This is a genomic window from bacterium, assembly GCA_019695335.1.
Classification (GTDB): domain Bacteria; phylum CLD3; class CLD3; order SB21; family SB21; genus JABWBZ01.
This window is the reverse complement of record JAIBAF010000053.1, coordinates 1-25905: the sequence shown is the minus strand read 5'-3', so window position 1 is coordinate 25905 and position 25905 is coordinate 1. Positions and strand designations below refer to the sequence as shown.

At 41.8% G+C, this 25905-nt stretch carries 19 protein-coding genes and 1 tRNA gene; 16 read left to right on the top strand and 4 right to left on the bottom strand.

Annotated features, from left to right (window positions below):
* The 5 genes from K1X84_12730 to K1X84_12710 all read left to right on the top strand — a co-directional run.
* On the top strand, window positions 1-688 hold a 688-nt coding region (locus K1X84_12730), incomplete at its 5' end, for an NFACT RNA binding domain-containing protein (GenBank protein MBX7152500.1).
* A 70-nt stretch (window positions 689-758) separates the two neighbouring features.
* On the top strand, window positions 759-1814 hold the full coding sequence (amrS, locus tag K1X84_12725) for an AmmeMemoRadiSam system radical SAM enzyme (protein ID MBX7152499.1): 1056 nt from the start codon (window positions 759-761) through the stop codon (window positions 1812-1814).
* 3 nt (window positions 1815-1817) lie between these two features.
* Entirely contained in the window at window positions 1818-3893 is a 2076-nt protein-coding gene (locus K1X84_12720; protein ID MBX7152498.1) for a PAS domain S-box protein, read from the top strand.
* 90 nt (window positions 3894-3983) lie between these two features.
* Window positions 3984-5045, top strand: a complete 1062-nt coding sequence (gene mltG, locus K1X84_12715) for an endolytic transglycosylase MltG (protein MBX7152497.1) — start codon at window positions 3984-3986, stop codon at window positions 5043-5045.
* 687 nt (window positions 5046-5732) lie between these two features.
* A complete protein-coding gene (locus tag K1X84_12710; protein ID MBX7152496.1) occupies window positions 5733-7010 on the top strand; it encodes a transglycosylase SLT domain-containing protein in 1278 nt (425 codons plus the stop codon).
* A gap of 75 nt (window positions 7011-7085) precedes the next feature.
* On the opposite strand, the gene K1X84_12705 is transcribed toward K1X84_12710, so the two are convergent.
* Window positions 7086-7892 carry a M23 family metallopeptidase gene (locus K1X84_12705; protein ID MBX7152495.1) on the bottom strand — a complete coding sequence of 269 codons (807 nt, stop codon included), beginning with the start codon at window positions 7890-7892 and terminating at the stop codon, window positions 7086-7088.
* Window positions 7893-8314: 422 nt separating this feature from the next.
* On the opposite strand from K1X84_12705, the gene speA reads away from it, so the two are divergent.
* The 7 genes from speA (at window position 8315) to K1X84_12670 (ending at window position 17372) form a co-directional block, all read left to right on the top strand.
* Complete coding sequence (gene speA, locus K1X84_12700; GenBank protein MBX7152494.1) at window positions 8315-10249, top strand: biosynthetic arginine decarboxylase; 1935 nt, start codon at window positions 8315-8317, stop codon at window positions 10247-10249.
* Window positions 10250-10255: 6 nt separating this feature from the next.
* On the top strand, window positions 10256-11800 hold the full coding sequence (gene lnt / locus K1X84_12695) for an apolipoprotein N-acyltransferase (protein ID MBX7152493.1): 1545 nt from the start codon (window positions 10256-10258) through the stop codon (window positions 11798-11800).
* A gap of 55 nt (window positions 11801-11855) precedes the next feature.
* Entirely contained in the window at window positions 11856-12590 is a 735-nt protein-coding gene (locus K1X84_12690) for a UDP-2,3-diacylglucosamine diphosphatase (GenBank protein ID MBX7152492.1), read from the top strand.
* Complete coding sequence (locus K1X84_12685) at window positions 12545-13780, top strand: DUF3047 domain-containing protein (protein ID MBX7152491.1); 1236 nt, start codon at window positions 12545-12547, stop codon at window positions 13778-13780. The genes K1X84_12690 and K1X84_12685 overlap by 46 nt, the downstream gene beginning before the upstream one ends.
* Before the next feature lie 63 nt (window positions 13781-13843).
* A complete protein-coding gene (locus tag K1X84_12680) occupies window positions 13844-14734 on the top strand; it encodes a DUF4349 domain-containing protein (GenBank protein MBX7152490.1) in 891 nt (296 codons plus the stop codon).
* Window positions 14735-14950: 216 nt separating this feature from the next.
* Window positions 14951-16663 (top strand): 30S ribosomal protein S1, encoded by a 1713-nt coding sequence (gene rpsA / locus K1X84_12675; protein ID MBX7152489.1) that lies wholly within the window; start codon window positions 14951-14953, stop codon window positions 16661-16663.
* A gap of 73 nt (window positions 16664-16736) precedes the next feature.
* Complete coding sequence (locus K1X84_12670) at window positions 16737-17372, top strand: ribonuclease HII (protein MBX7152488.1); 636 nt, start codon at window positions 16737-16739, stop codon at window positions 17370-17372.
* On the opposite strand, the gene K1X84_12665 is transcribed toward K1X84_12670, so the two are convergent.
* From K1X84_12665 to K1X84_12655, 3 genes are all read right to left on the bottom strand, one after another.
* The gene (locus tag K1X84_12665; GenBank protein ID MBX7152487.1) at window positions 17369-18130 is read right to left on the bottom strand and encodes an alpha/beta hydrolase; all 762 of its coding nucleotides are present in this window, start codon (window positions 18128-18130) and stop codon (window positions 17369-17371) included. The two genes, K1X84_12670 and K1X84_12665, sit on opposite strands and share 4 nt — an antisense overlap.
* A gap of 12 nt (window positions 18131-18142) precedes the next feature.
* Entirely contained in the window at window positions 18143-19585 is a 1443-nt protein-coding gene (proS, locus tag K1X84_12660) for a proline--tRNA ligase (protein MBX7152486.1), read from the bottom strand.
* 116 nt (window positions 19586-19701) lie between these two features.
* Window positions 19702-19774: transfer RNA gene (locus K1X84_12655), tRNA-Arg, on the bottom strand.
* Window positions 19775-19828: 54 nt separating this feature from the next.
* On the opposite strand from K1X84_12655, the gene K1X84_12650 reads away from it, so the two are divergent.
* The 4 genes from K1X84_12650 to K1X84_12635 form a co-directional block, all read left to right on the top strand.
* Entirely contained in the window at window positions 19829-20227 is a 399-nt protein-coding gene (locus K1X84_12650; GenBank protein MBX7152485.1) for a T9SS type A sorting domain-containing protein, read from the top strand.
* Window positions 20228-20667: 440 nt separating this feature from the next.
* Entirely contained in the window at window positions 20668-21822 is a 1155-nt protein-coding gene (locus K1X84_12645; protein MBX7152484.1) for a tetratricopeptide repeat protein, read from the top strand.
* Window positions 21823-22075: 253 nt separating this feature from the next.
* The gene (locus tag K1X84_12640) at window positions 22076-22612 is read left to right on the top strand and encodes a hypothetical protein (GenBank protein MBX7152483.1); all 537 of its coding nucleotides are present in this window, start codon (window positions 22076-22078) and stop codon (window positions 22610-22612) included.
* The coding region (locus K1X84_12635) for a hypothetical protein (GenBank protein ID MBX7152482.1) at window positions 22612-25905 on the top strand (3294 nt) is incomplete at its 3' end. The genes K1X84_12640 and K1X84_12635, both read left to right, overlap by 1 nt.

Sequence of the window (25905 nt, the reverse complement as noted above, 5' to 3'; positions counted from 1 at the left end):
TACAGTGGAAAATGTATATTCTGATTCCGGTGAATCCGTGACGATCGAATTGAATCCCGAAAAAAAACCACAAGAAAATATTGAGCGTTATTTTGCTCAGGCGAAGAAATTGAAAAATTCCGTTAAAAAAATCGCTGAACGCATCGATTTTGTTAATAAAGAAAACCGGATGATTCAGAAGCTCATCGAAACTTATTCCAATGAAGAAAAGATAGATTGGAAAGATTTTGCGAAGCAATACGAACGTTTTATCGAACTCGGGTGGATCAAGCGTAATAGCGCGGAACCCGCTAAAGTTGAAACAGCGCCGGTTTTCCGCGAGTTTCTTGTACACGGCAATTGGCGGGTATTTGTCGGGCAAAATGACGAAAAAAATGATGCGTTAACATTTAAATTCGCCAAAAAAGACGATTTATGGTTTCACGCGCGTGGCGTACCAGGTTCGCACGTCGTGCTTAAACGTGATGGCCGCAAAGATAATCCTTCCAAAGATGCTGTGGAAGCGGCGGCAGCGATCGCTGCATTTTTCAGCAAAGCGAAAACATCGTCGCTGGTTCCTGTTATTGTAGCTGAACGAAAATACGTTCGGAAACCAAAAGGCGCTAAACCCGGCACCGTGATCGTTGAAAGAGAGGATGTAGTCGTAGTGCCTCCAAAAGAGCCGACCGTTGCGCGTGAACACGACTGATTACTTCGATTTTTTCATTTGACAAGTGAATTGATTATATTATGTGCGAACCCTGTACGAAGGAGGGGTTATGCCATCTCAACTTACTCTCAAAACAACACTCCAGCGGCATGTTAAGGAAGGGGAGTTGTATCGTACGATCGAAGGTACCTCGATCGAATGTTTTGCATGTGGACATCGATGCACTATTCATGATGATCGCGATGGAATTTGCAAAATCCGATTTAACCGTGGCGGAAAATTATATGTTCCTTATGGCTATGTAGCCGGTATCCAACTCGATCCTATTGAGAAGAAGCCTTTTTTTCATGTTTTTCCAGGTCAACAAGCCATGAGCTTTGGCATGTTGGGTTGCGATCTTCATTGTGCTTACTGCCAAAACTGGATTACATCGCAAGCATTGAATGATCCTAATGCGGGATCGAACCCGGTAGCCATTGAACCGAAGCAAATTGTCAAGCTTGCCGTATCCCACAAAGCGAAAGTTCTCACCAGCACCTACAATGAACCGTTGATCACGTCCGAATGGGCAATGGAAATTTTCAAGGAAGGAAAAAAACAGGATTTGATTGGTTCATATGTTTCTAATGGCAATGCAACTCCTGAAGTGCTGGACTACATTCGTCCTTACGTTGATCTCTATAAAGTCGATCTGAAGAGTTTTAATGATAAAAACTATAGGAAACTCGGCACGAAGCTTCAGACGGTATTGGACAGTATTCGATGGATCTACGAACGGGGTTTCTGGCTCGAAATTGTGTCATTGATTATTCCGACGTTCAACGATTCGAATGATGAATTGCAGAAAATGGCGGAATTCATTGTTTCGATTTCGCCTGATATTCCATGGCATGTGACGGCTTTTCATCAGGATTATAAAATGACCGATCCGGATAATACACCGGCTCATACGTTACTGAAGGCTGTAGATATAGGACGAAAAGCAGGACTAAATTTTGTATATGCGGGCAATTTGCCGGGAAAAACTGAAAATACGGAAAACACGTATTGCCCGGAGTGCCGTGCGCTGCTGGTTGAAAGGATCGGTTTTAATGTGCTTAAGAATGTGATAGTAGATAATCGTTGTTATAAGTGTCAGCGAATTATTCCCGGAAGGTGGCAATAACGCATGCTGGATCAATTATCTATATATGAATTGATTGATGCTCTTGAACGCGTTCACGGAAAAATTCTAATTCCTGATGCTGATGTTCGCTGGCTTTGGGATAGTGTCAATCATCAATATGAAACGATCGGCGACCATGATCGCCAGCTTATTCAGCGGTGTTTTGAGACGGGGAACATGGAGACGGAAATACACAGCATTATTGATGATACGATTCGCAAACGATATGTCGAAGATATTTATATCCCAATTTTTCGAAACGAGAATGATGGTCGATTGATTCTTAAATTTTCTTTTGACATCACCGATAAAATTTTGGCATACGATCGTTTATCCGCAGAACGCGATAAACTGGCCGATATTACACAGAATTCTCCCGACGCGATCATTATGCTTGATGAGCACATGAAGATTATTTCGTGGAATAAAGGTGCTGAAGAAATTTTCGGTTATTCTCCGGATATGATGTTGCATCAACCGATGGATAAGCTTTTCAGCCCTGATGCGCTTTTTGTATCAACGCTACAATCCTTGGATAATACTCTGCCGCTGAATGATACGATCAAACACCAAATGACGCCTTGCATTACCCAAGCCGGGCACCACATTTTTTGTGAATTGACGCTGAGTTTTGTGACGGATGAACAACAGCGTTTACGCGAGACGGTGTTGATATTGCGCGATAAAACCAAACAGAAACAGTTAGAAGACGAGATCAAGCGTAATTTGGACAATATATCCAAGATCAATGAGATCAGTGCACTCATTCACGCCTCTCTTGAATTGGATGAGATTTTTAACATGATTCTGGTAGCCGTAACGGCAGGCCAGGGATTTCGTTTCAACAGGGGGTTTCTTTTTCTGATGAGTGACGATAAGTCGATTCTCGAAGGAAAAAAAGCGATCGGCCCTTCCGATCCACACGAGGCAGGTATTTTGTGGAATGAATTGGCACAGGGCCCTCAAACGTTGAAAGAAATTTTAACGACCTACAAAGCGGCTCACGACGGGCGGGATTTAAAAGTTAATCAATTGATTGCCGCTCTGCGTATTCCCGTCTCGGAAAAAAATCTGGATAAAGAATATCAGGCATTTTTCGACGCTATTCATAAACGCCATTCGATCTTAATTGCGCATGATAATACAGTGTATTTGACTCCGGCGATGAAAAAAATATTTGAAACGGATCATTTGGCAATTGTGCCGTTGTTGTCAAAGGATGGCGTACTCGGCGCGCTGGTGGTCGATAATTCGATTACAGGACGGCCGATAAGCGATCAGGATTTGGAAACGTTGAAAATTTTCGGCTATCAGATCAGCGCAGCTGTTGAAAATGCAATGCTGTATGAACGGCTTCGCAATAAAGTAGATGAATTGCAAGAAGCACACGGGTCGCTGCAAAAAAGCCAGGAGCGGTTGATTCGTTCCGAAAAATTGGCGGCCATTGGCGAATTGTCCGCGAAAATGGCGCATGAAATACGCAATCCGCTCGTTGCTATAGGTGGCTTTGCCCGCGCAATTCTTAATCGGCATCACGATGTATCCGATGAAGTCTATCTCAAAGTTATTGTCGATGAAACGATGCGATTGGAACGTATTCTCAATGATACATTGATGTATGCGCGTACAGCCCCTCTTGAGAAAAACCGTCAACCGGTCATTCCTGTAATTCACAATGCTCTGGCTTTGCTTCAGGACAAAATGCAGAAAAACAATATTCATGTTGAAACCTGTTTTGATGATCCTGCTATCGAATGCGAATTTGATTCAGGACAGTTGCAGCAAGCCTTGCTGAATGTATTGATCAATGCCATTGAGGCTATGCCGAATGGCGGAACCCTGTCGGTCAATTTATCCAAAAATGAAAATGGGATCGCGCTAAATATCATAGATAGCGGCGAAGGTATTCCCGAACACCAGTTGCCGAAAATTTTCGATCCGTTTTTTACGACGAAACAAAAAGGATCAGGTCTTGGTCTGGTTGTGGTTCAAGAAATTCTCGAACGTCACGGTATGGCGTACCAAGTAAAAAGCAACCAGCAACAAGGCACCACATTTTCTATCACTTTACCATCCTGACTTCCGCTTCATTTCATTTGCATGCATGAGCAAAAATGTGTATACTCTCGCCGTTTTTTAAACCCTACTTTCATGTAAAGGTACTAAGTTTTGGCGGATGGATCGCAGCGTACACGGAATCTGGTAAAGATTCTTGTTGTCATTTCTTTTGTTGGAATTTTGCTCGGGGCATCGTTCGTAGTCGCTTTTTATAAAATTGTTTTGTACAACGCGCCGACGGTTGAATTGGAAGCGTTGCCTCTGGACAAGAAATTGCGAATTACAATTCCGAAAGGCGCCAGTCTTTCGGATATTGCGCATATTCTTGAAGAAAGCGGCGTGATCGATAATTCGCGGACATTTGTCTATGCTGCAAAATATCTTGGAGCCGACCGGCATCTGAAAGCTGGGCAATATCTTTTACCGCTTCGGGGTTCTAATCACCAGATTCTGCGGATCCTTCAAAGCAGTACGCCTCAAAGTATTCGCGTTACGATTACCGAAGGGAAGAAAATGGAAGAAATCATCGAGGTATTGCAAGCGAAACTGCCGATTGATCGCACCATATTTGTTGCCGCAATACGCGATACGGGTCTTTGCCGCGAGCTTGGTGTTAAAGACACATCACTTTTCGGGTACATGATGCCGAACACTTATTTTTTTGATCCGGGTACAACAGAGAAGGAAATCATCCGCATCATGGTGCGCGAATTTACTGCGTTTTTTGATAAAGAGCTTAAACAGCGTGCGGCTACATTGCAAATGACGCCCAAACAGATCGTCACGTTGGCGTCGATCATTGAAGGCGAGACAGCTAACGAGGAAGAACGATATACGGTTTCGGCTGTCTACCACAATCGATTAAAAAATAACATGCTTCTGCAGGCGGATCCGACGATTCAGTTTATCATCAAAGATGGGCCACGCCGCCTGTATTTCAAAGATCTTGATATCGACAGTCCTTACAATACCTATAAATATTCCGGTCTACCTCCAGGTCCAATTAATAATCCTGGAAAGCCATCCATTCTCGCCGCTTTATATCCTGCAAGTGTAAACTATTTGTATATGGTTGCCGATGGTACTGGAAAACACAGATTTTCTCGTACGATGGAAGAACATTTGGAAGCCCGAAAACAACTCGATCATCTCCGACAAAGTATCAACCGATAGAATTTTAAATAGATCCTTTCTATACGTTATTTTCTATTTTTGTTAAAAAAAATTCAAAAAATAGAAAAAAAATTCATTTCTTCCCACTTTTGTAATAAAAAAATAAAAAAAATTTTTTTCTAAAAAATAAAAAAAGACTTGACAAGTTTTTTTAAGTTTCCCGCGAACCCGCTCTATTTAAGGCTTTGCAGACATTGATTTTAAGGTTTTGCAGCGCTCAAGCAAAAAAAAAGAAGCAAGGTTTTTCAAGGCTTTATCTCTAAATGCAGAATTTTGTTGACTTTCAAAACAAAAAAAGTTAAAATCGTAATGAGAGAAGGAAATGTCTCTCAGTTAATTAACTAAACGTTATACTCAGTGAAAGGAACATAAGTATGGCGACCAAAAAAGCTGGTTCGAAGAAATCTACTTCGAAAAAATCAGGCAAAAAAGGCGCGAAGAAATCATCCAAAAAATAATCCGATTAACGGATTATACTTACAGTAATTCCATCTGGATTACACAAGTAAGTTTGTGATGAGGAGGAAGTTACACACCCTCTTCGTTCTTCGTTCTTAAGCAGGCATCCATTGAATGGTTGCCTGCTTTTTTATTTATCGGGTTGCATGTTTCCTCGGCAGGAATTACTTTTGTTAGTAAAATTAGAACCAGTTTCGCTCATTGACTCCCATAAGAAAGTACAAGTGGATGAAAGCCTGGCTTCTCGTTCTGATAACTTTGAGTTCGACTATAGCAGCAGAAAAGGACTCACTGCAAACAGCTTCTGCTCAACACATTAATTCGTTTCAGTTGCCGGATTCAATGGAATTTTGTGGTGAACGAATTCCGATAGAAGTGAGTGATGTCCGGGAACGCCTAGAAGACGCCTACTATCTCGTACTCAGCACGGATTTTCGGATAATGCAAATGCTGAAACGGAGCCAGCGTTACTTTCCTGTGTTTGAAAAAATTCTAAAAGAGATGGACGTGCCGGATGATTTGAAATTTCTGGCCTGTGCCGAGAGCTCGCTTCGCATTGATGCATATTCGCATGCCGATGCCGGCGGTCTCTGGCAATTTATTCCTTCGACCGCTAAACTTTGGGGTTTACGTGTCGACAAAATCGTCGACGAAAGGTTTCACGTCGAAAAATCAACTCGCGCCGCAATTACGATGCTCAAAAGCCTTCGTGAACAATTTGGAAGTTGGAGCATGGCGGCAGCGGCGTATAACACCGGACAGGGAAACATCAATGAAGTGATTCGGATGCAACGGCAAAATGATTACTTCGAATCATTTTTAAATAAAGAAACGCGCAATTATATTTTTCATATTGTTGTTATCAAAGAATTACTTCAACATCCCGAGAAATACGGTTTTCAGTTTGATGACGAGGATTATTACGAACCATATGATACCGGTACGAAAACGATAACTGTGAAAGGTCCTATTAATGATCTTGGGAAATGGGCGATAGAGAACGGAACGACTTACAAGAAATTGAAACTACTCAATTATTGGATCATGAAATATGAGCTTCCCGCAGGGACATGGGAATTGATGCTTCCATCCGATGCCACACCGCTTGTTAATGTCAGCACAGTTCAAACCGATAGTACTACTCTAGCCCAGGTCATTACGTTGGATAGTGTGGTTGCCAGCAGTGATTCCCAACGGTTTTATATTGTTCATACGGTGCGCGAAGGAGATTATATGGAGAGGATTGCGCGCCAATACGGTGTCAGCGTTAAAGATATAATGACTTGGAATCTTCTGGCTTCGGATGCAACGGTTTTGAATAGCAAACTGCGAATTTATGTTCCAGCGGCAAAAAAAATATTTCATACAGTCAAAATCGGTGACAGTCTGATCAAAATTGCCGAGCAATACAAAGTATCGATCGATCAAATCAAACAATGGAATAATTTGTCCGGTGACGTGGCTGTGTTGGGAACAAACCTGACAATTTATATTGGAATGAATTGAAAAGAATAAAATAATGGAAAACAAAAAAGCTGCTTCATCAATTGAAGCAGCTTTTTTAGTTTCATAGCAACTAATTTATTTTACTTCCAGGTAGTTAACCATATCGAAGAAGATATAAAGTTCCGGATTTTGCATGATGTCGTTAACGCGCACTTCATAATGCAAATGCGGACCGGTAGATAAACCTGTGCTTCCGACTTCGGCAATTTTCTGATTCCGCTTTACGGCTTGGCCGCGACGAACATTGTAAGCGGAGAGGTGCCCGTATAAAGTTTTGATGCCATTACCGTGATCGACGATGATTGATTTACCGTAACCGCCTCTCCAGGTAACCGATTCGACGACTCCATCGGCCGTAACATATACCGGTGTTCCCCATCGTGCAGCAATGTCCAAGCCTGTATGCGATTTCCATGAACGGAAACTACGACGAACGCCAAAACGATCGGTTACGCGGCCTTTTTTGATGGGGCAAATCGAAGGGATGTAATTCAACTTATCTAAATTGGCATTGATTTTTTCATTCAAGTCAGCGTAGCTCTGTAATTCCAATTTAATATTGGTTTCCAATTTTTCGAGGCTCATAAGATTGCCACGGATCAGCCGATCAGCTTCGGATGAAATGAGATCAGGATTATAACTGAATTGAAAATCACTGCCGCCGATTCCAGCGTCTTTTAAAATTTCATCGACATCCGGTAGATTTGATATCAGTCGTAATTCGCTATCCTTGGCTCTAATGACGTCTACTTGCTTCATCAAATCGTTGATGCGGTCATTGGTTTCACTGATCTGATTTTTGAGGATTTGGTTTTCGGTGCTTAAGTCGGCAATGCGCTCGTCGCCTGTATAAGAAGAGAATAGAATCCCTATCGTAGTCATGAAGATAAACATGAGACTTAAGAAAGCGGACCCAAAAAAGATCAATCGATTGCGTGAGATAAGCAATTCACGCATTTCCGATTGGGTCTCGGGCAAGTATAGGATTCTAAACTTTTTGTCTTTCATAACCTTATCGACCATAACTAGAGATGCAACTCAACCGCAAGGTAAAAAATGCACCTTCCTGAGTCAAGCGTTTTTTTATGCTCTTTTCAGAGACAGATCTACGTAAAAAAATGAAAAAAGTGACACAAAATCATTGTTTTCTATTGCATTTATAGGGTGAAATAGATATTTTTTTTGCCGAAAGCATACTATGAAAACAAGTTTTCACATTGATCACCGGTTGAGGATTTCGTTGAGCCGGATCCACTATAAAAGTTTTTTGTAACGTAATTAACTTATGAAGGAGGAAAAGCGCGTTGGCAGCTTGGTCCATCGAGCAGTCCGAAAAGCTCTATAATGTAGAGCAATGGGGCGCAGGTTATTTTCACATCAACACAAAAGGTCACATAGCGGTCAGTCCCACCAAGGATCCCACCAAAGCCATTGATCTTCATACCGTCGTCGAAGATATTCGTAATCGAGGAATAGAATTGCCGGCCGTAGTGCGTTTCCAAGATATTTTACGCAGCCGCGTAAAGGAATTGAATGAGAGTTTCAGGAGCGCAATTGCCGAATACAATTATCAAGGCAAATATACCGGTGTTTTTCCAATCAAGGTTAATCAATTGCGCGAAGCGGTTGAAGAAATTTTAGATGCAGGAATCCCGTACGGATATGGCATTGAATGCGGAAGCAAACCGGAATTATATGTAGCACTTGCATTGATCGAAGATAAAGAAACTCCAATCATCGCCAATGGATACAAGGACGCGCAGTTCATCCGAATGGCTTTACTTGGCAAGCAATTAAAAAAGAACGTTATTCTGGTTGCCGAAAAATTGTCCGAACTTCGTTTGATTCTTCAGCAATCGCAAGAATTGGGAGTCGAACCCGCTATCGGTATTCGAGCCAAGTTGAGTACCAAAGGCACAGGCAAGTGGGAAGCTTCCAGCGGCGATCAATCCAAATTCGGTTTGTCAACTCCGGAGATGATAGAAGCGATTGAATTGCTCAAGCAGTACAATCTGGAACATGCTTTTAAATTGCTTCATTTTCATATCGGTTCGCAAATTCCTGATATCCGTACGATTAAGGCAGCCGTAAAAGAAGCGGCACGTATTTATGTAAGCGCCCATAAAATGGGCGTTCCGATCCAATATATGGATGTCGGTGGCGGACTTGGCGTTGATTACGATGGTTCCCGAACGCCATTCCAAAGCAGTATGAATTATACTATGCAGGAATATGCGAATGACGTGGTCTATACTATTCTAGAAGTCTGCAATAGCGAAGAAGTGCCGCATCCGAACATCGTTTCTGAAAGCGGAAGAGCGATTGTCGCGCATCACTCGGTCTTGATTTTGGAGATTTTTGGCAATATTGAAAAAGGCTATCCGCAGCGGAAACTTGATTACACACCCTCCGATCCGGATATCATCCAAGAGATGCTTGATCTGCGTCATCAACTTCATAAAAAGAATACTAACTATCTTGAAGTGTATCACGATGCTGTCCAACGCAGAGAAGAATCGCAATCGTTATTCAATCTTGGATACCTTACGCTAATCGAAAAAGCAAAAGTTGAAAGTTTGTTCTGGGAAATATCGAATATTATTCGTGAATATACACGTAATATGGAGTCGATTCCGGAAGAACTGATGGATCTCGAGCCGAAACTGGCCGATCAGTATTTATGTAATTTTTCGATCTTTCAATCGCTGCTCGACCACTGGGCTATCGATCATTTATTCCCAATTGTACCGATTCACCGGTTGAGTGAAGAGCCCAGCAAACGTGCAACATTAGTTGATATAACGTGTGATTCAGACGGCAAGATCGGTAAATTCATCGATTTGAAAGATATCAAAGATCGTCTTGAACTGCACCCGCTCAATGGGCAACCGTATTATCTCGGAATTTTTTTGCTAGGGGCGTACCAGGACATTATGGGAGATTTGCATAATCTTTTCGGCCGCGTAAATGAAGTGCATGTTTTCATGGATGATGAGGAGCCTGAAGATTATTACGTCGAGGAAATTATTCCAGGTTCGAATGTCGGGCAAGTATTGTCGTTGGTGCAATACAATGAAAATGAGATCATCAAGTTAATCAAGAAGACAGTAGATCAACGCATCAAAGAAGGCATTATCAAACCGAGTGAAGGCGTGAGGCTTCTTGACATGTATGAATTGGGAATGAAAGATTATACGTATTTGCAGTTCAAGCCCAACGGGGCAGTCCAGAATAAATAACATCGCATGCGCAAAAACATACCGATTCTTTTTATTCTTACGATCGTTCTCTTTTATTTTAGTTTCCCTCCATTTCCAACCGGTTTTTTATCGTACTTTGTACTTATCCCTTTTTTCCTGTTGTTAGAATTGAATGCATTCCAAAGCGGTTTCAGAACGGGATACTTGCTTGGATTGTTTGCTACCGGAGCTTTTCTTTCGTGGCTGAATATGAATTCAGGGGCAACGCAAATGCAAGCGACCGGTATGTATCTTGGTTCAATTATGTACTTAGCATGCTGGTGGGGATTATTTGCTGTTTTGCAGAATTATTTTTGCCGTCGATTCGGTCTCAATGGTTTTTGGGCGGCTCCTTTCCTTTGGACGGCTTTTGATTTTTTGCAATCGTTTAGTGATTTGCGTTTTACGCTGCATTCATTGGCCACCACTCAAACGTACTACATGCCGTTTATTCAATTCATTGAATATACCGGCATGTTTGGGATTACATTCTGGGTTGTAACTTTAAACGTTTTTTTCTTTTTCATTTATAAACGTATTACCACGATCAACGAAAAAATTCCAAAGATAAAATATCTCTTAATTGGAATTGCGGTCGTTTTTTTAATTCCGGCTGTTCATGGTTTGTGGACGCTGAAGAAATCAGAAGGGGACAATGTGCGGATTGTCCGTTGTGCGGTGGTGCAGCCTAATATCGAGCCCAATCAGAAATGGCTGGAAAGAGATTTTGCTTTTTCAAAAGTGATGGAGCAAATGCAAACAGTGCGAGAGCACACAGTGGATATGGTTGTCTGGCCAGAGACTGCGATCCCTAACCGGCTTCGTTATGACCGGAAAAGATTCGAAACGGTTCGCGATGAGCTGAAGCTACAATGGACGCCGCTGATTACGGGAATTCCTGACCGTACTCTGATCGATGACGAACAGGGGAAAACGATTTCCAGGAGCCGCAACGCCATTTTTCTTCTTAGGCCGGATACATCGTCGATACAATTTTATTATAAAATGCAATTAGTGTTGTTTGGTGAATATGTTCCGGAATACTTGCACTTTATTCAAAATATAGCAATGGATATTGGCGACTTCGGATATTTACCGGGCGATGAGCATAAAGTTTTTGAACTGCCATTATACAATGAAAAAAAACAAACGGATTCGGTTGCCTTTGCCGGGGTCATTTGCCTGGAGTCGATATTTCCCGATTTTGTCAGGCAATTTATGCTACGCGGTGCGCGCTTTTTAGTCATTGTAACGAACGATGCATGGTATGACGGGACATTCGAGCCGGTCCAGCACGCGCAATGCGCAGTGTTACGTGCGATAGAAAACCGGATCAGCATCGCGAGGGCAGCTAATTCAGGAGTTTCATCGATCATCGATCCATATGGCCGCGTACTACAACAAACTCAAAACGGAACGGATGATGTTTTGTTCGGTGATATCAGTATTATCGATCGGCCTACATTATTTTTGCGTTATGGTAACTGGTTCGGCTGGACAATGATAATAGTTGTCATGTCGGGTATTCTGGTTGTAAAAATCCGCTATTAGTCCTTCCACCGTTTTCATTGTTTCATAATACGTTCTTTTTGCATATTTTCTGCGCATGACGGAAAAAACATTTTTTATTTCAGACAGTCATTTGGCTTCGCCATCTGATTCGGATGAGAAAAACAAATACGCACGTTTGAATTCGTTTTTTAAGATGGTTGCTGCCCATAAGGCTTGCCTTTACATCCTTGGTGATTATTTTGATTTTTTCTATGAATACCGCACCGTTATTCCAAAGCAATGTGTACACGGTTTATTTCTCCTGCAAAAATTAAGGGAAGCCGGTGTCGTCATTCACTATCTTACCGGAAATCATGATCACTGGATGGACAATTTTTTAAAAGATGAGATGGACATTCATGTCTATCACCAACCGTTATCTATCGAACTGGGATCTAAAAAAATTTTGTTACTCCACGGCGATGGCCTTTCAGAATTAGATCGTTCTTACCGATGGATGCGCCGCGTGTTACGACATCCTGTTAATCGCTTCTTCTTCCGTTTACTTCATCCCGATGCGGGGATTGCTCTGGCCAATCGCCTTTCCCATGCGAGTAAACAGCAGGATAAAAATTATGAAAAATACGTCAACGACCGGAGTTTCTTCAATTACATTGAAAAAAAATTTTCAGAAGGATTTGACGCCGTGTTAATGGGACATCATCATTTGCCCAAAGAAGAAATAATGCACGATAAAGTTTATATCAATCTGGGTGACTGGGTTCGTCACAGCAGTTATGCTGAATGGAACGACGGGCATTTGTCGCTCAAACATTGGGTACTACAGTGAAACGATTATTGCTGATTCTTTTGGTTTTGTATGCGGAAAAAATTTCCGCACAAGATCTTCCATCACAGAATTTGAAGACGTATTTTCACACCTTGAAAGATTGGTTGAGGGATACTGTGCGGGTTCGCGAACAAATGCATTCGACAGATCATGTAATGGATAAAATATTTGATTGGGATGAAATCACACGGCGTACATTTGAAGATAATTGGGGCAATATTTCCAAAACATGGCAAAAACGGCTAACGGACGCGATTCGTTTTAAAATTATCCGTGACGGTTCAGAGTGGATGCTACGATTTCATAAGCAAATCAATGAAAAAAATTTACGATGGTCCGAAGAAGAAGTGAATGAGCCTAGAGCCAAAATAAGTCTGGATATTTTGCTCAATGGTGAGATCACCAGGGTTAATTTTCGACTCCAATCGAACGATGAGTCGTGGAAAATATACGATATTCGAACAGAAAACTTCCGATTAATTAAAACCTATCTGAACGTTTTTAATATGATGCTCAACGAAGGTTACAATAACGAATATGTCGAGACACGAATCGACCAATCCGATTCACTGATTATTGATGACTTTAATTCTAATGAAGCTGAAGATTATCCGAAATCGTGGGGCTGGCGCAAAAAAGATGACCCGATCATGAGTCGTTCATCTAAGTTGTACCATATTCAAGAAGAAGATCAAAATTTATATTTATCCGGCAAATCTCAGACTCAGCCTGTGATTTTGGTCAAACCTTTCAGTTACAATCTCAAAGAGTTTCCGGTGCTTACATGGCAATGGCGCGTTAAATCGCTTCCAAAATACAGCGGTAAAGGTGCCGATCGCATGGCGGCCGTAACGGTGATTTTTTATCAAAATTGGATCGGTGTACCTATCACACTGAGTTATGTCTGGAGTACCGTAACCGCACCATGTACTATTCTGAGTCAGGATGATTTTTTTTATACATCGTACTCCATCGTTTTGCGTTCAAGTGAAGACAAGGTTGGGGAATGGATAACTGAGGAAGTAAATCCATATGAAGATTATCGGCGTATTTTCGGAGAATATCCGCCTGAACAAACCATTGGCATTTCGGTTCTAAATGACCCGCAATCGTCGGGAATACTTTCAGCCGTCGATTATGATAATTTTGTCGCACGTACAACAGCCGATAGTTTGTCATGTTTGCGTTAAGTGATTATTGATCGCATTAATGCACCAATTGTTTAATTAACTGTCACTGAGCAGGAGTGAGATATGAAATCTGTATTATTGATTTTATTACTTTGTTTTGTAGCATGCGGTAAAACCGGGACCCATAAAAAAGAAGAAGTAGCCGCCGATGATGTCAATGCCGTTGCCAGAGGAGCTACGGAAATGAAAGTAGATGAAATGTCCGGTGGGGAGCAGCAACGACAGTTAATGGCCAAGCAGGTGAACCAATCGATTCCAAAAGCCAGGATGATTATTAAAATAGCTGACTTGGCAATGGAGATCGATAAATACGATGAAGCAATGACCCAAATTCAAATGCTTACAGAACAAGCCGGCGGCTATATTTCGAATTCAATTACAGAAATTCCATATGAAAATGTGAAACGTGGTACAGTAAATATCCGGATCCCGGCTGTTAAATTTGAGTCAGTGGCTGGAGAACTAAAAAAGTTAGCAAAAAAAATAGAGAGCGAAGGGGTTCGCGGCGAAGATGTGACCGAAGAATTCTACGATCTTGAGGCACGCCTTGAAAACAAGCGAAGAACAGAGAAACGCTTTCAGGAAATCTTAAGATCAGCCAATACCGTCAAAGAAATATTGGATGTTGAGCGGGAAATCTCCAACGTACGCGAGGAAATCGATCGGTTTGAAGGCCGTAAGAAATTTTTGCTCGATCAGACCGGCATGTCGACGATTAATCTCACGATTCACGAACCTTATCCGCTGACCGTCAGCAGCAGTGGTGGGTTTTGGGCAACAATCGGTGAAGGATTTGAAGACGGTTTTAGCGGGTTTGCCGTAACCTTAAGCGGACTGATAACTTTTTTGATTGCAGGAATTCCAGTGTTTGCCGCCATTTTTATAGTGGTTTTTATTTTGGTTAAATGGTACCGGCGTTCCAAAACGAAACACCAGGCTGAAAAAAAGAGCTGATAAAACACGGCCTTTTGGAATGGACATTTTTTTTATTTTAATATTGCAATTCAAAACCCCATTCTCTATATTCCAACCCCTAAAAATAAATAACTTAACTGCGCGTGCGCATGCGTATAACCAACCCTCGCTTACCCGAGGCCAAAAATAGGAGATTTGTAAAGGCCATGTGCGATTTGCTTTGCGGCGAATAAGTCTTTGCAAAAAGTAAATGTAATGTCAGAAGTTAAAACAAACCTCCGTCGTGATTACGGAAAAAAAGTAATGCCGTATTCGCAATTCAAAGATACCCAAGGCGAATACGATGATCAGGAATTTACAGAATATAAGTCGATGTACGAAAAAACCTTGAGCGAGATTACTCAGGGTGAAATCGTCAAGGGACGCATCATTAATATAGGCGAAAAAGAAGTTAAAGTTGATATTGGTTTTAAAAGTGAAGGCGTTATTCCCACCAGTGAGTTCGGTGAACAAATTTCCAGTTACAAAATCGGCCAGGACATCGAAGTATTTCTGGACAATATTGAAGACAAAGACGGACAAATCATTCTTTCGCATAAAAAAGCCGATTTCATGCGCGTATGGGAAAGAATTACGCGTATTCATGAGAGCGGTGATGTCGTATCCGGTACGATCACTAAACGGATTAAAGGCGGCATGGTGGTCAACGTCATGGGCATTGATTGCTTTTTACCGGGTTCGCAGATCGATGTGAAACCTATTCGCGATTTTGATGCTTACGTCGGCCGGGAAATGCAATTTAAAGTGGTCAAGTTGAATAACTTGCGTAAAAATGTTGTCGTCAGTAGCCGTGCCTTGATTGAAGAGTCAACCAAGGGACAGCGTGAACGTATTTTGGCCGAGCTTCAGAAAGGTCAAGTATTGGACGGCACGGTTAAAAATATTACTGATTTCGGCGCGTTTATCGACCTCGGTGGAGTCGACGGGTTATTGCACATTACGGATATGTCATGGGGGCGCGTTAAACATCCTTCCGAAATTGTCAGACTTGATGAAAAAGTTAAGGTCATGGTCATTGATTTCAATGAACAGAAAGACCGGATTTCTCTCGGTATGAAGCAAATGCAGCCTGAGCCGTGGGTTGAAGCTTCTAAAAAATATCCGATCAGTACGATGGTAACCGGAAAGATTGTTTCCATTACCGATTACGGCGCTTTTATTGAAATTGAAAAAGGTATCGAAGGTTTGATTCACATTTCGGAAATGTCATGGAATCAAACAGTCAAACATCCATCGCAAATGTTTACCATCGGTGATGAAGTCACCGCTGAAGTTGTCAGCATCGTTCCTGAAGAACGTAAGATTTCGCTCTCCATCAAAAAATTACAAAACGATCCATGGGAAAATGTTGAAAGCAAGTATTCATTAGGCAGCAAGCATACCGGTAAAGTTCGCAACCTGACGAATTTCGGAGTATTTGTCGAGCTGGAACCCGGGATTGACGGTTTAGTCCACATTTCGGATTTATCATGGACGCGTAAAGTCCGTAATCCGAATGAAATTGTGAAAAAAGGTGATGATATCGATGTAGTGATCATGGGCATTGATAAAGACAATCGCCGTATTTCGATGAGCCATAAGCATATTACAGAAAATCCATGGGACGGATTTATGGAAGCTTATGCTCCCGGGACTGAAACAACCGGTAAGGTTATGCGATCAATTGAAAAAGGTCTGATCGTTGAACTTCCTTTGGGCGTCGAAGGATTTATTCCGACTTCCCATTTACCGAAAACGGACAAAAAAGATGCCTTGAATGAAGGTACTGAGCTCCAATTAGTTGTTATTGAATTCGATAAAGAGAACAAAAAGATCGTGTTGTCTTCGACTGAAATGGAGAAGAAAAAAGAATCAAAAATCGTCGAAGAATATAATCAATCACAGCAAAGCGCAGAAACAGCACAATAGCTCAGAGTAAATGTAAGTATACATTGGGTTGAACAGTAGATGCTGTTCAACCCTTTTTTATTAGGTTAAGCGAATGCACGATTTACTAATGCATGAATATGAATGCTGGAGTTTCGGACATCCACATGTAGCTGGTGTTGATGAGGCCGGTCGAGGCCCTTTAGCTGGACCGGTGGTCGTGGCCGGGGCGATCTTTGAAAAAGATGTGATCATCGACGGTGTGACCGATTCGAAACAATTGACCGAATCTGAGCGAGAAGAGTTTTTTGAAATTATTCAGCAACGGGCTTTGGCATTTCATATTGAAATTATCGATCACTCCCAGATTGATAAAATTAATATTCTACAAGCGTCGCTGTTAGGGATGCGTCGATGCGTAGAAAAAATGCACATTCAACCTGATTTTGTTTTAATAGACGGGAATATGGAAGCATTTCCCAAATCACATTATTACGGTACGCGACAAAAGGCCATTGTTAAAGGAGATTCAAAAAGCTTTACCATCGCCGCTGCATCCATTTTAGCTAAAGTAACGCGTGACCGGTTAATGGTGGAGTACGATAAAATATTTCCACAATACGGTTTTGCCAAGCACAAAGGTTATCCGACTCCGGAGCATATTGAGGCGATCAAGAAACACGGGCTATCGACGATTCATAGAAAGACTTTTTGCGCTGGTATTTTGAATGTACAATTCGGACTTTTTTAATGTAAAGTTTTAAGAAACTCTTCAAGAGCTTTATTAAATTCTGCAGGTTTTTCCATCATAGCCATATGGCCAGCTCCTTCCATTTTTATCAATTGTGATTTAGGTAATAAATTGGCCATCCACTCCGATTTTTCCTGAGGAACCAGTACATCGTCATTTCCGGAGATAATCAAAGCGGGGATAGTAATAGCTGGCAACAGTGGCTCGTGGCTTTTCCTGTTTGCCATAGCCTGTAATGCTGACGCTACGCCCTCAATGGAAGCAGTGTCAATGATACGTTTTAATTTTTGAGATAATTCAGGACGTGATTTGAAATTATCCGGTGCGAGGAGTTTTTCTGACATTGATGTTTTGATAAAGTCTAATCCTTCTGATTGCACGCGTTCGATCGTTTTAAATCGATTGGTTCGCGCTTCTCCCAAATCGGAACCTGCCTGCGTACAGATTAAACCTAAGCCCGCAAGTCTCTGTGAATAACGTTCAGCCAGTGAGAGAAGAATGTAACCACCCATCGAGTGTCCAAGTATAACGGCTTGTTCGATCTTTCGGTCATCCAAAATACTGACAATTCCGTCGGCATAGGATTCAATAGCGAAATTATTTTGCAGTGAGGACTGGCCAAAACCTGGGAGATCGGGTACTATGAGGCGGTATCGTTCGGCTAGCGAAAACTGATTTTCCCATATCGTATGGTTCAGCGGGTACCCGTGAATCATTACAATCGCTAGTCCCGATCCTCTTTCAAATACGTAGAGCATATGAAGAAATTGCTAGTAGGCTTTGCCGATGATCACCTGAATGTCCGTTTCTTTACCGGTGACTATACATCGGCCTTTTTCACCGCTCTGATCAAACGGTATGCAACGAACAGTTGCTTTCATTTCATCTTTTAATCGTGTCTCGTCTTCACGCGATCCTGCCCAAAAACATTGCACAAAACCAGCATCATCTTCCATGTGTTTTTTCAATTCATCGAAAGACACTACTTTAAAAGTATGATCATCGCGAAATTTCTTAGCTCGATCAAATAAATTCTTTTGAATTTCATTCAATAACGACGGAATCTTAACCGAAATTTCATCTAATTTTATTGTGATTTTATCAGTTTTTTCGGTTTTATCACGGCGTGCGCACACAACTTGATTCGCGGCAAGGTCTTTGGGGCCGAGTTCCATTCGGATTGGTATACCTTTCAATTCCCATTCATTAAATTTCCATCCTGGGCGATATTGCTCGCGATCGTCAATGTGAACACGAATATTTTTTTCATTTAATTGTGTTTTAATTTTTCGAGCCGCCTCAACTGTTTGTTGTTTTTCCGTATCGTCTTTGAAAATCGGAATAATGACTACTTGAGTTGGTGCAAGTTTCGGTGGTAAAACCAAGCCATTGTCGTCGCTATGTGCCATGATCAAGGCGCCGATCAAGCGGGTACTGACGCCCCAACTCGTAGCCCAGACATATTGTAATTCTTTATTGGCATCTTGAAATTTCACGTCAAATGCTTTGGCAAAATTTTCGCCTAAATTATGGGAAGTTCCTGCCTGGAGGGCTTTTTTATCCTGCATCATGGCCTCGATACAATAGGTATGCAGGGCGCCGGCAAATTTTTCCGAATCGGTTTTTTTGCCGTGAAAGACCGGCATGGCCATATATTCTTCGGCAAATGTTTTGTAGACATTGAGCATGCGCACTGTTTCTTCCTCAGCATCATCGTATGTTGCATGGGCAGTATGTCCTTCTTGCCAGAGAAATTCTGTCGTCCGAAGAAACAAGCGCGTCCGCATTTCCCAACGTACAACATTGGCCCATTGATTAATCAAAATCGGCAAGTCGCGGTAAGATTGAATCCATTTTTGGTACATACTCCAGATAATTGTCTCAGATGTTGGCCGGATATATAAATTTTCCTCCAGTTTTTTCCCGCCTCCATGCGTGACGACGGCGCATTCCGGTGAAAAACCTTCAACGTGTTCTTTTTCTTTATTCATAAAACTTTCCGGTATAAAGAGCGGAAAATACGCGTTGACATGGCCGGTTTCTTTAAACATCTTGTCCAATGCTTGTTGAATATGTTCCCAAATAGCATAGCCATTCGGACGAATAACCATACATCCTTTGACAGGCGCATAATCGGCTAACTGGGCTTGCACAATAATGTCAATATACCACTGTGAGTAATCTTCAGATCGTTTAGTAATTTTTTCTGCCATTGATTTACCTCGTTGGAAATAATTTCAGCATTTACGAATGACGCGCAACATAACAAAAAAAGTTTTAGAAAACAAGGCATGAACAAAAAAACCCATGCGATGCATGAGTTTAGAAGTACGCCCGGCGGGGGTCGAACCTGCAACCTTTGGCTCCGGAGGCCAACGCTCTATCCATTGAGCTACGGGCGCATTTAAAATGCATTACAAAGGTATGTATTCTTTGCTATATTTTCAATAGTATAATTGGCCTTTTCTGAGTATCTAGGTGCCTATCGTCTGGTCGATGTGGACTACAATGGAGCAATGGGCTATCATGAATCACAAATCGGTATGATTGAAATCCCTAAACAATTCAAGCTTAATAAAAATTATCCAAATCCCTTTAATCCATCCACTAAAATTGATTATGAATTACCACAAAATTCAAAGGTATTGCTTGAAGTTTATAATATACTAGGGCAAAAGGTTAAAACTCTTGTAGATGGAGTGATTCCATTTGGTTTTCATCAGGTTATTTGGGATGGTCATGACGATCATCAGAGTTCTGTAGCAAGCGGTGTCTACATGTATCGTATGATGGCTTCCGGCCTTTCCGATAAACAAAGGTTCCAAAAAACACAAAAAATGATTTTAGTGAAATAATATTGAATAGAAAGGGGCAACCGATTTGAGTTGCCCTTTTTTCATCTATTTATGTAAATCAAATGTAATTTTGCTTTTTTTGATTGTTTTTACGGTTGTTGCTTATTATCTGATGTGTTTTTTTAAAACACATGAAATCTTGCGTAGCATCAAAAAAATACATATATTGAGTATATTCAATAAAGTCACGCAATGCTGGACCTCGACCCAGGAAAGGCATATCCTTTCAAATCTCCCTAAATATAGTCGTATCGACGCAACACTCAGTATCAGTATTGTGTACCTTTGGTACAACAGTTTCATTGTGAAACAATGGAACTAAAAATTTTGTTATGTTTTATCGTAGTTTGTGTCAATTTCTAGAAAGGATAGAAATGGCACAAAGGTTGTATGTAACCCTATCACAAGCCTTTTTTAAATAAGGCTATTGAGGAGTATATATGATGGCAGAAATCGGATCAGACGTCGGTCTGAATACGAACGTGAATGTCGGTAATAAAGTTTTTCACGTTCAAACGGCGACTCTCAATCACAAAAACATAGTTAAGTCAGAGATATACGAACATGGTAAAATCCTGACTGTTTTTGAATATTCGTTTGAGGAGTTAGGCCTATCTAATAATTCTCGTCACGAAGAACTACGGCAGCTTGTTTCTGAGATTCACCAGGAAAAAATCGGTGATATCGAGATGCTGTTCGATATGTCACAAAAAATTCGAACCGTCAAACATTCCGTGTCGAATAACAAAATGGGCTTGGTTTTTCTCAACTGGAACATGTTGAAAGAAGCCATCGAAGAATTTGAATTGGCCATAACACACGACGCCAATTATGTCGATGCGTATAATAACATGGGCCGCGCGTATATTGAAATGGGAGAATATTCTAAAGCGCTGGAATCTTTGAAAAAAGCCAATAGCATCAATGCCAATTACCCGGATGTACACAATAATCTTGGTGTTGCTTATATGGAAAGCGGCGAGTATGATTTAGCTTTTGCTGAATTTAATGATGCCGTGCGTATTAATGAAAAATTTTACGAGGCTTATATCAATACAGCTTTGGCTTTGATCCGATATGCTAAAAATGCCGAAGAAGGATATGAAAATTCTCCGAAATTTTATGAGCAATTACTCAAGAATATCAAAACAGCATTTGAAATTTTATCCGGTGAAAATATCCAGGCGTATCAGCGTATTTACAAATCGATTCAACTGAAACAATACGAAGTTGCGGCTTTTCTTTTGGTGGATCTGAAAAAGCACATGCACCGCGAGCGCAGCATAGTCAATATTACGGATTTATTTTATTTAAAATTTATGTTTGGAGGAGAAGGGAAAAACGATTCGACGATCTTTCGGTACGAGCGGCTTTTACAAGAACGCCTGAAGCACACACCGCAATACGCCGATCTTCATAATTCCCTAGGAATCCTGCATATTATTCAATGCCGTAATTTCTTTCTGAAAGCCATAGAAGATTTTAAACATGCCATAGAAATCAACTCCAAATATGATGGTGCACGAAAAAATCTGAAATTGGCTGAAAATGACGGTCGTGGATTCCTGATTTTGCTTCGTGCTATCTTAAAATAATGCCTATCGGAGTTCTTCCATTTCGATACAATTCTGCGTTTTTAGAAAGGCATGCCATAGTGTGCCTTTTAAGAAGTTTCCTTGCGCACACGAATGTTTTTTTCTATATTGTTTTACATGAGGTTACTGTATGCTTGCCCAACCCAGACGACCACTCTAAAGGCAGGCATTGTCAAAAGAGACCCGAAATCCTTATTGAACTAAATGCAGTTTTCATTGTTTTGATTATCTTGAACAATTCAAGTAGGTTTTCATGAAGAACGTGTACTTGACCTTGCCGTTACTTTTCATGCTATCAGTGTCTGTCGTTCATGCTCAAAGTACGCGCACATTTACAGTAAATCCGTCGACTGTGACTACCGGCCATTCGGAAGCATTATCGGTGATGCTTACTAATGCCGCAGGACGTGCAGACCGGATTGAATTCAATTTTTCAGATTTGACAGACAAACTCACTATCGAGTCTATCAAAAAAATTTCAGGAACGTCAGAGTCAGTCATCTGGATAACGTCCGATTCTATACGTTTTACAAAAAAAATTCCTCAAACAGCATGGCTGCATTATCAAGACCAACATGCGATAATTATCCTGGCTGAAGCCCTTTTGCAAGGTGAACGATTGCAATTAAATGTACGTTGTGCTGTCGCGGATGCGGTGAATGATTCGAGCGGCGTCTCATCGATCAACACGTTATCAATCAAACTTTATGATACTGCCTCACCGGGCTCATTTTCAGAATACCTTCCATCACAACCTGTTATTATCAGCAAAAAGGCCAAAAAGGATTGATGCGATACCGAATTATTTATAGTTGGTTCATGATCCTTGCGGGGACTGTGTGGTTCAGTGTGTCTTCAGTGATGGCCGACCAGGGCAATACGGGTGGACGTTATCGTTGGACCGATAGTGATTCCTCGTCGCTTCGTATCACACCGAATTGGGTGTCGATCCTCGACGGAACACAAATTTTTCTTACTGACGATGATACAAGTGGGTTTATCAATATAGGTTTTCCTTTTACATTTTTTGATACGACTGTTTCACGCCTTGTGATCAGTTCTAACGGCTTTATTAGTTTTGATTCTCTCGCGAGTTCTTATCCTACCCATGATTCATTGCAATCATCTGACCCAAATAATATCATTGCCGCTTATTGGGATAGTTTAGCTCCTGCTGGCGTTGGCATTTCACGGGTACTTTACAAAACGATCGGAACCGCACCTCACCGGCAATTTATTGTAACGTGGATGAATTTCGATAAAGCGGATCAGGCTGGTACACAGTTGCTGACGTTTCAGATTATTTTATACGAAACTACTAACATGATCCGGATTCAATATGAACAATTGTCCGGAATTGCCCCAGCCTCATCCGGTGGTCGCGCAACTGTAGGGATCAAGGAAAAAAATGGCAACGGATTAATCTACAGTTTTAATGCAGATTCTCTTAAAAATAATTTTGCTATTCTTTTTCATACTAATAATAACTCGACTGCGGATGCGCAGATCACGCCTTCAAGTGCAATTACTAATACTAATCTGACGACATTTGTCTATCGCATTCAGACGACGAGTCCGGCAGATTCAATGAGCCGGTTCGATTCTGTCCTGATTTATAATCCATTTACCGACAAAGCGATGACTGTGACAGATATTGTTGTTGACGGAACTTCACAGTTTTTTACAAACAGCAATTCACGTCCATCGGATTATGGCTTTTCGACATGGAGTTATAATTCAAGCACAGATACCTTGAGCATACGAACAGCGCCACTTGGCATCAAAGATTCTATTACGATAACGTTTCTATTGGATGTCCGTGACACGCTTGGAGTATTTACATTTCCTTCGCACATTGTGTCGCCGTTTGTTAGTTCTGCACGGATTGCAACTGGTGGTGGGACTGTGCGCGATGTAACGGTGGTTCCGGACACGTTGGAATATATTGTTCTACGTTGGGCGGATCAATCGACGGCAGGGGACTCAACAATCGGTGCGGACGATTCCATAAGGGTATTTGCTTACGGCTATGACCGTAACGATAATTTTCTTCGTAATGTCAAAGTCAACTGGCGTGTGAGCGGAACGAACGGTTTTCTCAACGCCGATTCACTTATTATCGATAGTACTACATTCCATGCGTCGACGATTGGTTCTGGATTTATTGTAGCCGATACGGCAGGATTCAGTGATCAAACCGGATTGATTACAGTTGTGCCCGGCAACGACACATCGTCTGTTGTGATTAGAACTGCTCCGGGTGGTGCAGGAGCACGATGGGATACTATTGCAGTGACGATGCCGACGGATAGTTCGTTATCGCTTTACGCGGCCGGTTATGATGGTGATGGCAATTATATCGGAGACATTTTTGTTTATTGGGACAGTGTTTTTGTAGGGACGCGCGGTATTTCAAATTTTAACGATACGATTGCAAAAAATATTATTTATACGCCGACGACAACCGGGCGCGGACGTATTGAAGTTTTTTATGCCGGACAGAATTTGCGTGACACGACGGGCATTATTACGGTAGTAGTTGGTGATACTTCGGAAATCCGAATTGTCAATTCACGTGGCAGTGGCGCTACGGCTGTTGGCGCATTATCTAGAACAACTGACGATACGGTGTTAGTCTATGCTGCGGCTTATGACATAAAAAATAATTTTATCGGAAATCCGATTGTAACTTGGGGTGTTACTGGCGGTATTGGAACTTTACGTGCCACGAATCTTGATAGTACAATATTAGATCTATCTCTGGTTGGTAATGGTATAATTACCGCTACATATGGATCTTTTACCGATCAAACAGGTTTGATTACTGTTACGCATGGTGACACAAGTTTTATTGCATTGCGGACAGCTGCCAATGGTGGTGGTGCTCGTGCGGATACGTTGACATTTAATCTGCGCGCCGACAGTCAATTGGTGATTTATGGTGCAGCGTATGATGCGGACAGTAACTTGATCAGCAATGCAGCCATTGGTTACGACAGTATATGGATCGGAACAGGATTGGCTGGATTTGTTGCCGACTCAGGATTGAGTGTTACTTATAATCCCACGTCCCCTGGCACTGGCCGCATCGAGGGACATTTCAGAGATGTGAGCAAAGGAGTCATATTAAGAGATACAACGGGCTTAATTAGTGTAGCTGTTGGCGACACGGCAACATTGACAGTGGAAACACTACGAAATGGTAATGGTGTGGTGTATGGGCCCGCGGTGACTGATGCTGATAGCGTCGTGACTTTGTTTGCAGTCTTGAGAGATGCGGAAGGTAATTACATCGGAACGATTCCATCATCGTGGAGTATTTCCGGAGGAATTGGTGACACAATAGGCGTACCGACATTTGATAGCGCGCGCTTTGCGTTTAATACAATCGGTAGCGGACAAATTACTGCCCGTGCAGGATTATTTGTAGGCTCGACAGGGGCAATTACTGTATTACCTGGAATTATAAATAGTATTGTAATACGCACGGATACGTTGAATCAAGGCATTGCGTTTGGAAATCTAACGATGAGCGTTGGCGACAGCGTACTTCTGTATTCAGCAGCATACGACAGCAATGGAAATTTTGTAAGAAATATTGAAGGCACTTTCCATGTGAACGGAAGTTTGCAACTTAGTACGATCAATTATCTCTATAGTCCAGATTCAAGTGTAGTGAAATTCAAACCGACAACTGCGGGTGTTGGCAAAATTATCGACTCAACTAATTTTGGTGGCTTTCAAGATTCGAGCGGGGTGATCACGGTAACGAACACGGCTCCGGTGACGCAGGTGAGGATCAAGCGAGCCGCGGGGGTGGACGGAGCGGCCGCGGGAGGCTTGACGTTAGCGGCGGATCGAAATGATACGTTGTATGTGGGCGGATACGATCAGTTTGGTAATTATATAGGGGATGTGTTGGGGACGTGGTATACGACGGGGACGCTGGACAGTAATCTGAGTCCGAAGACGGGGAGCGGTGTGGTGTATGATCCGAAGTCGAGCGGCACGAGCGGAAGGATTTATGTCAGGTATCAGGGTTTGGTGGATACGACGGACAGCGATTACACGATCATTCCTGGG

Coding starts and splice junctions, on each gene's coding strand:
- amrS (MBX7152499.1), top strand. CDS start 759: ATGCCATCTCAACTTACTCTCAAAACAACACTCCAGCGGCATGTTAAG.
- K1X84_12720 (MBX7152498.1), top strand. CDS start 1,818: ATGCTGGATCAATTATCTATATATGAATTGATTGATGCTCTTGAACGC.
- K1X84_12710 (MBX7152496.1), top strand. CDS start 5,733: ATGAAAGCCTGGCTTCTCGTTCTGATAACTTTGAGTTCGACTATAGCA.
- K1X84_12705 (MBX7152495.1), bottom strand. CDS start 7,892: ATGACTACGATAGGGATTCTATTCTCTTCTTATACAGGCGACGAGCGC.
- lnt (MBX7152493.1), top strand. CDS start 10,256: ATGCGCAAAAACATACCGATTCTTTTTATTCTTACGATCGTTCTCTTT.
- K1X84_12690 (MBX7152492.1), top strand. CDS start 11,856: ATGACGGAAAAAACATTTTTTATTTCAGACAGTCATTTGGCTTCGCCA.
- K1X84_12685 (MBX7152491.1), top strand. CDS start 12,545: ATGGAACGACGGGCATTTGTCGCTCAAACATTGGGTACTACAGTGAAA.
- K1X84_12680 (MBX7152490.1), top strand. CDS start 13,844: ATGAAATCTGTATTATTGATTTTATTACTTTGTTTTGTAGCATGCGGT.
- rpsA (MBX7152489.1), top strand. CDS start 14,951: ATGTCAGAAGTTAAAACAAACCTCCGTCGTGATTACGGAAAAAAAGTA.
- K1X84_12670 (MBX7152488.1), top strand. CDS start 16,737: ATGCACGATTTACTAATGCATGAATATGAATGCTGGAGTTTCGGACAT.
- K1X84_12665 (MBX7152487.1), bottom strand. CDS start 18,130: ATGCTCTACGTATTTGAAAGAGGATCGGGACTAGCGATTGTAATGATT.
- proS (MBX7152486.1), bottom strand. CDS start 19,585: ATGGCAGAAAAAATTACTAAACGATCTGAAGATTACTCACAGTGGTAT.
- K1X84_12645 (MBX7152484.1), top strand. CDS start 20,668: ATGATGGCAGAAATCGGATCAGACGTCGGTCTGAATACGAACGTGAAT.
- K1X84_12640 (MBX7152483.1), top strand. CDS start 22,076: ATGAAGAACGTGTACTTGACCTTGCCGTTACTTTTCATGCTATCAGTG.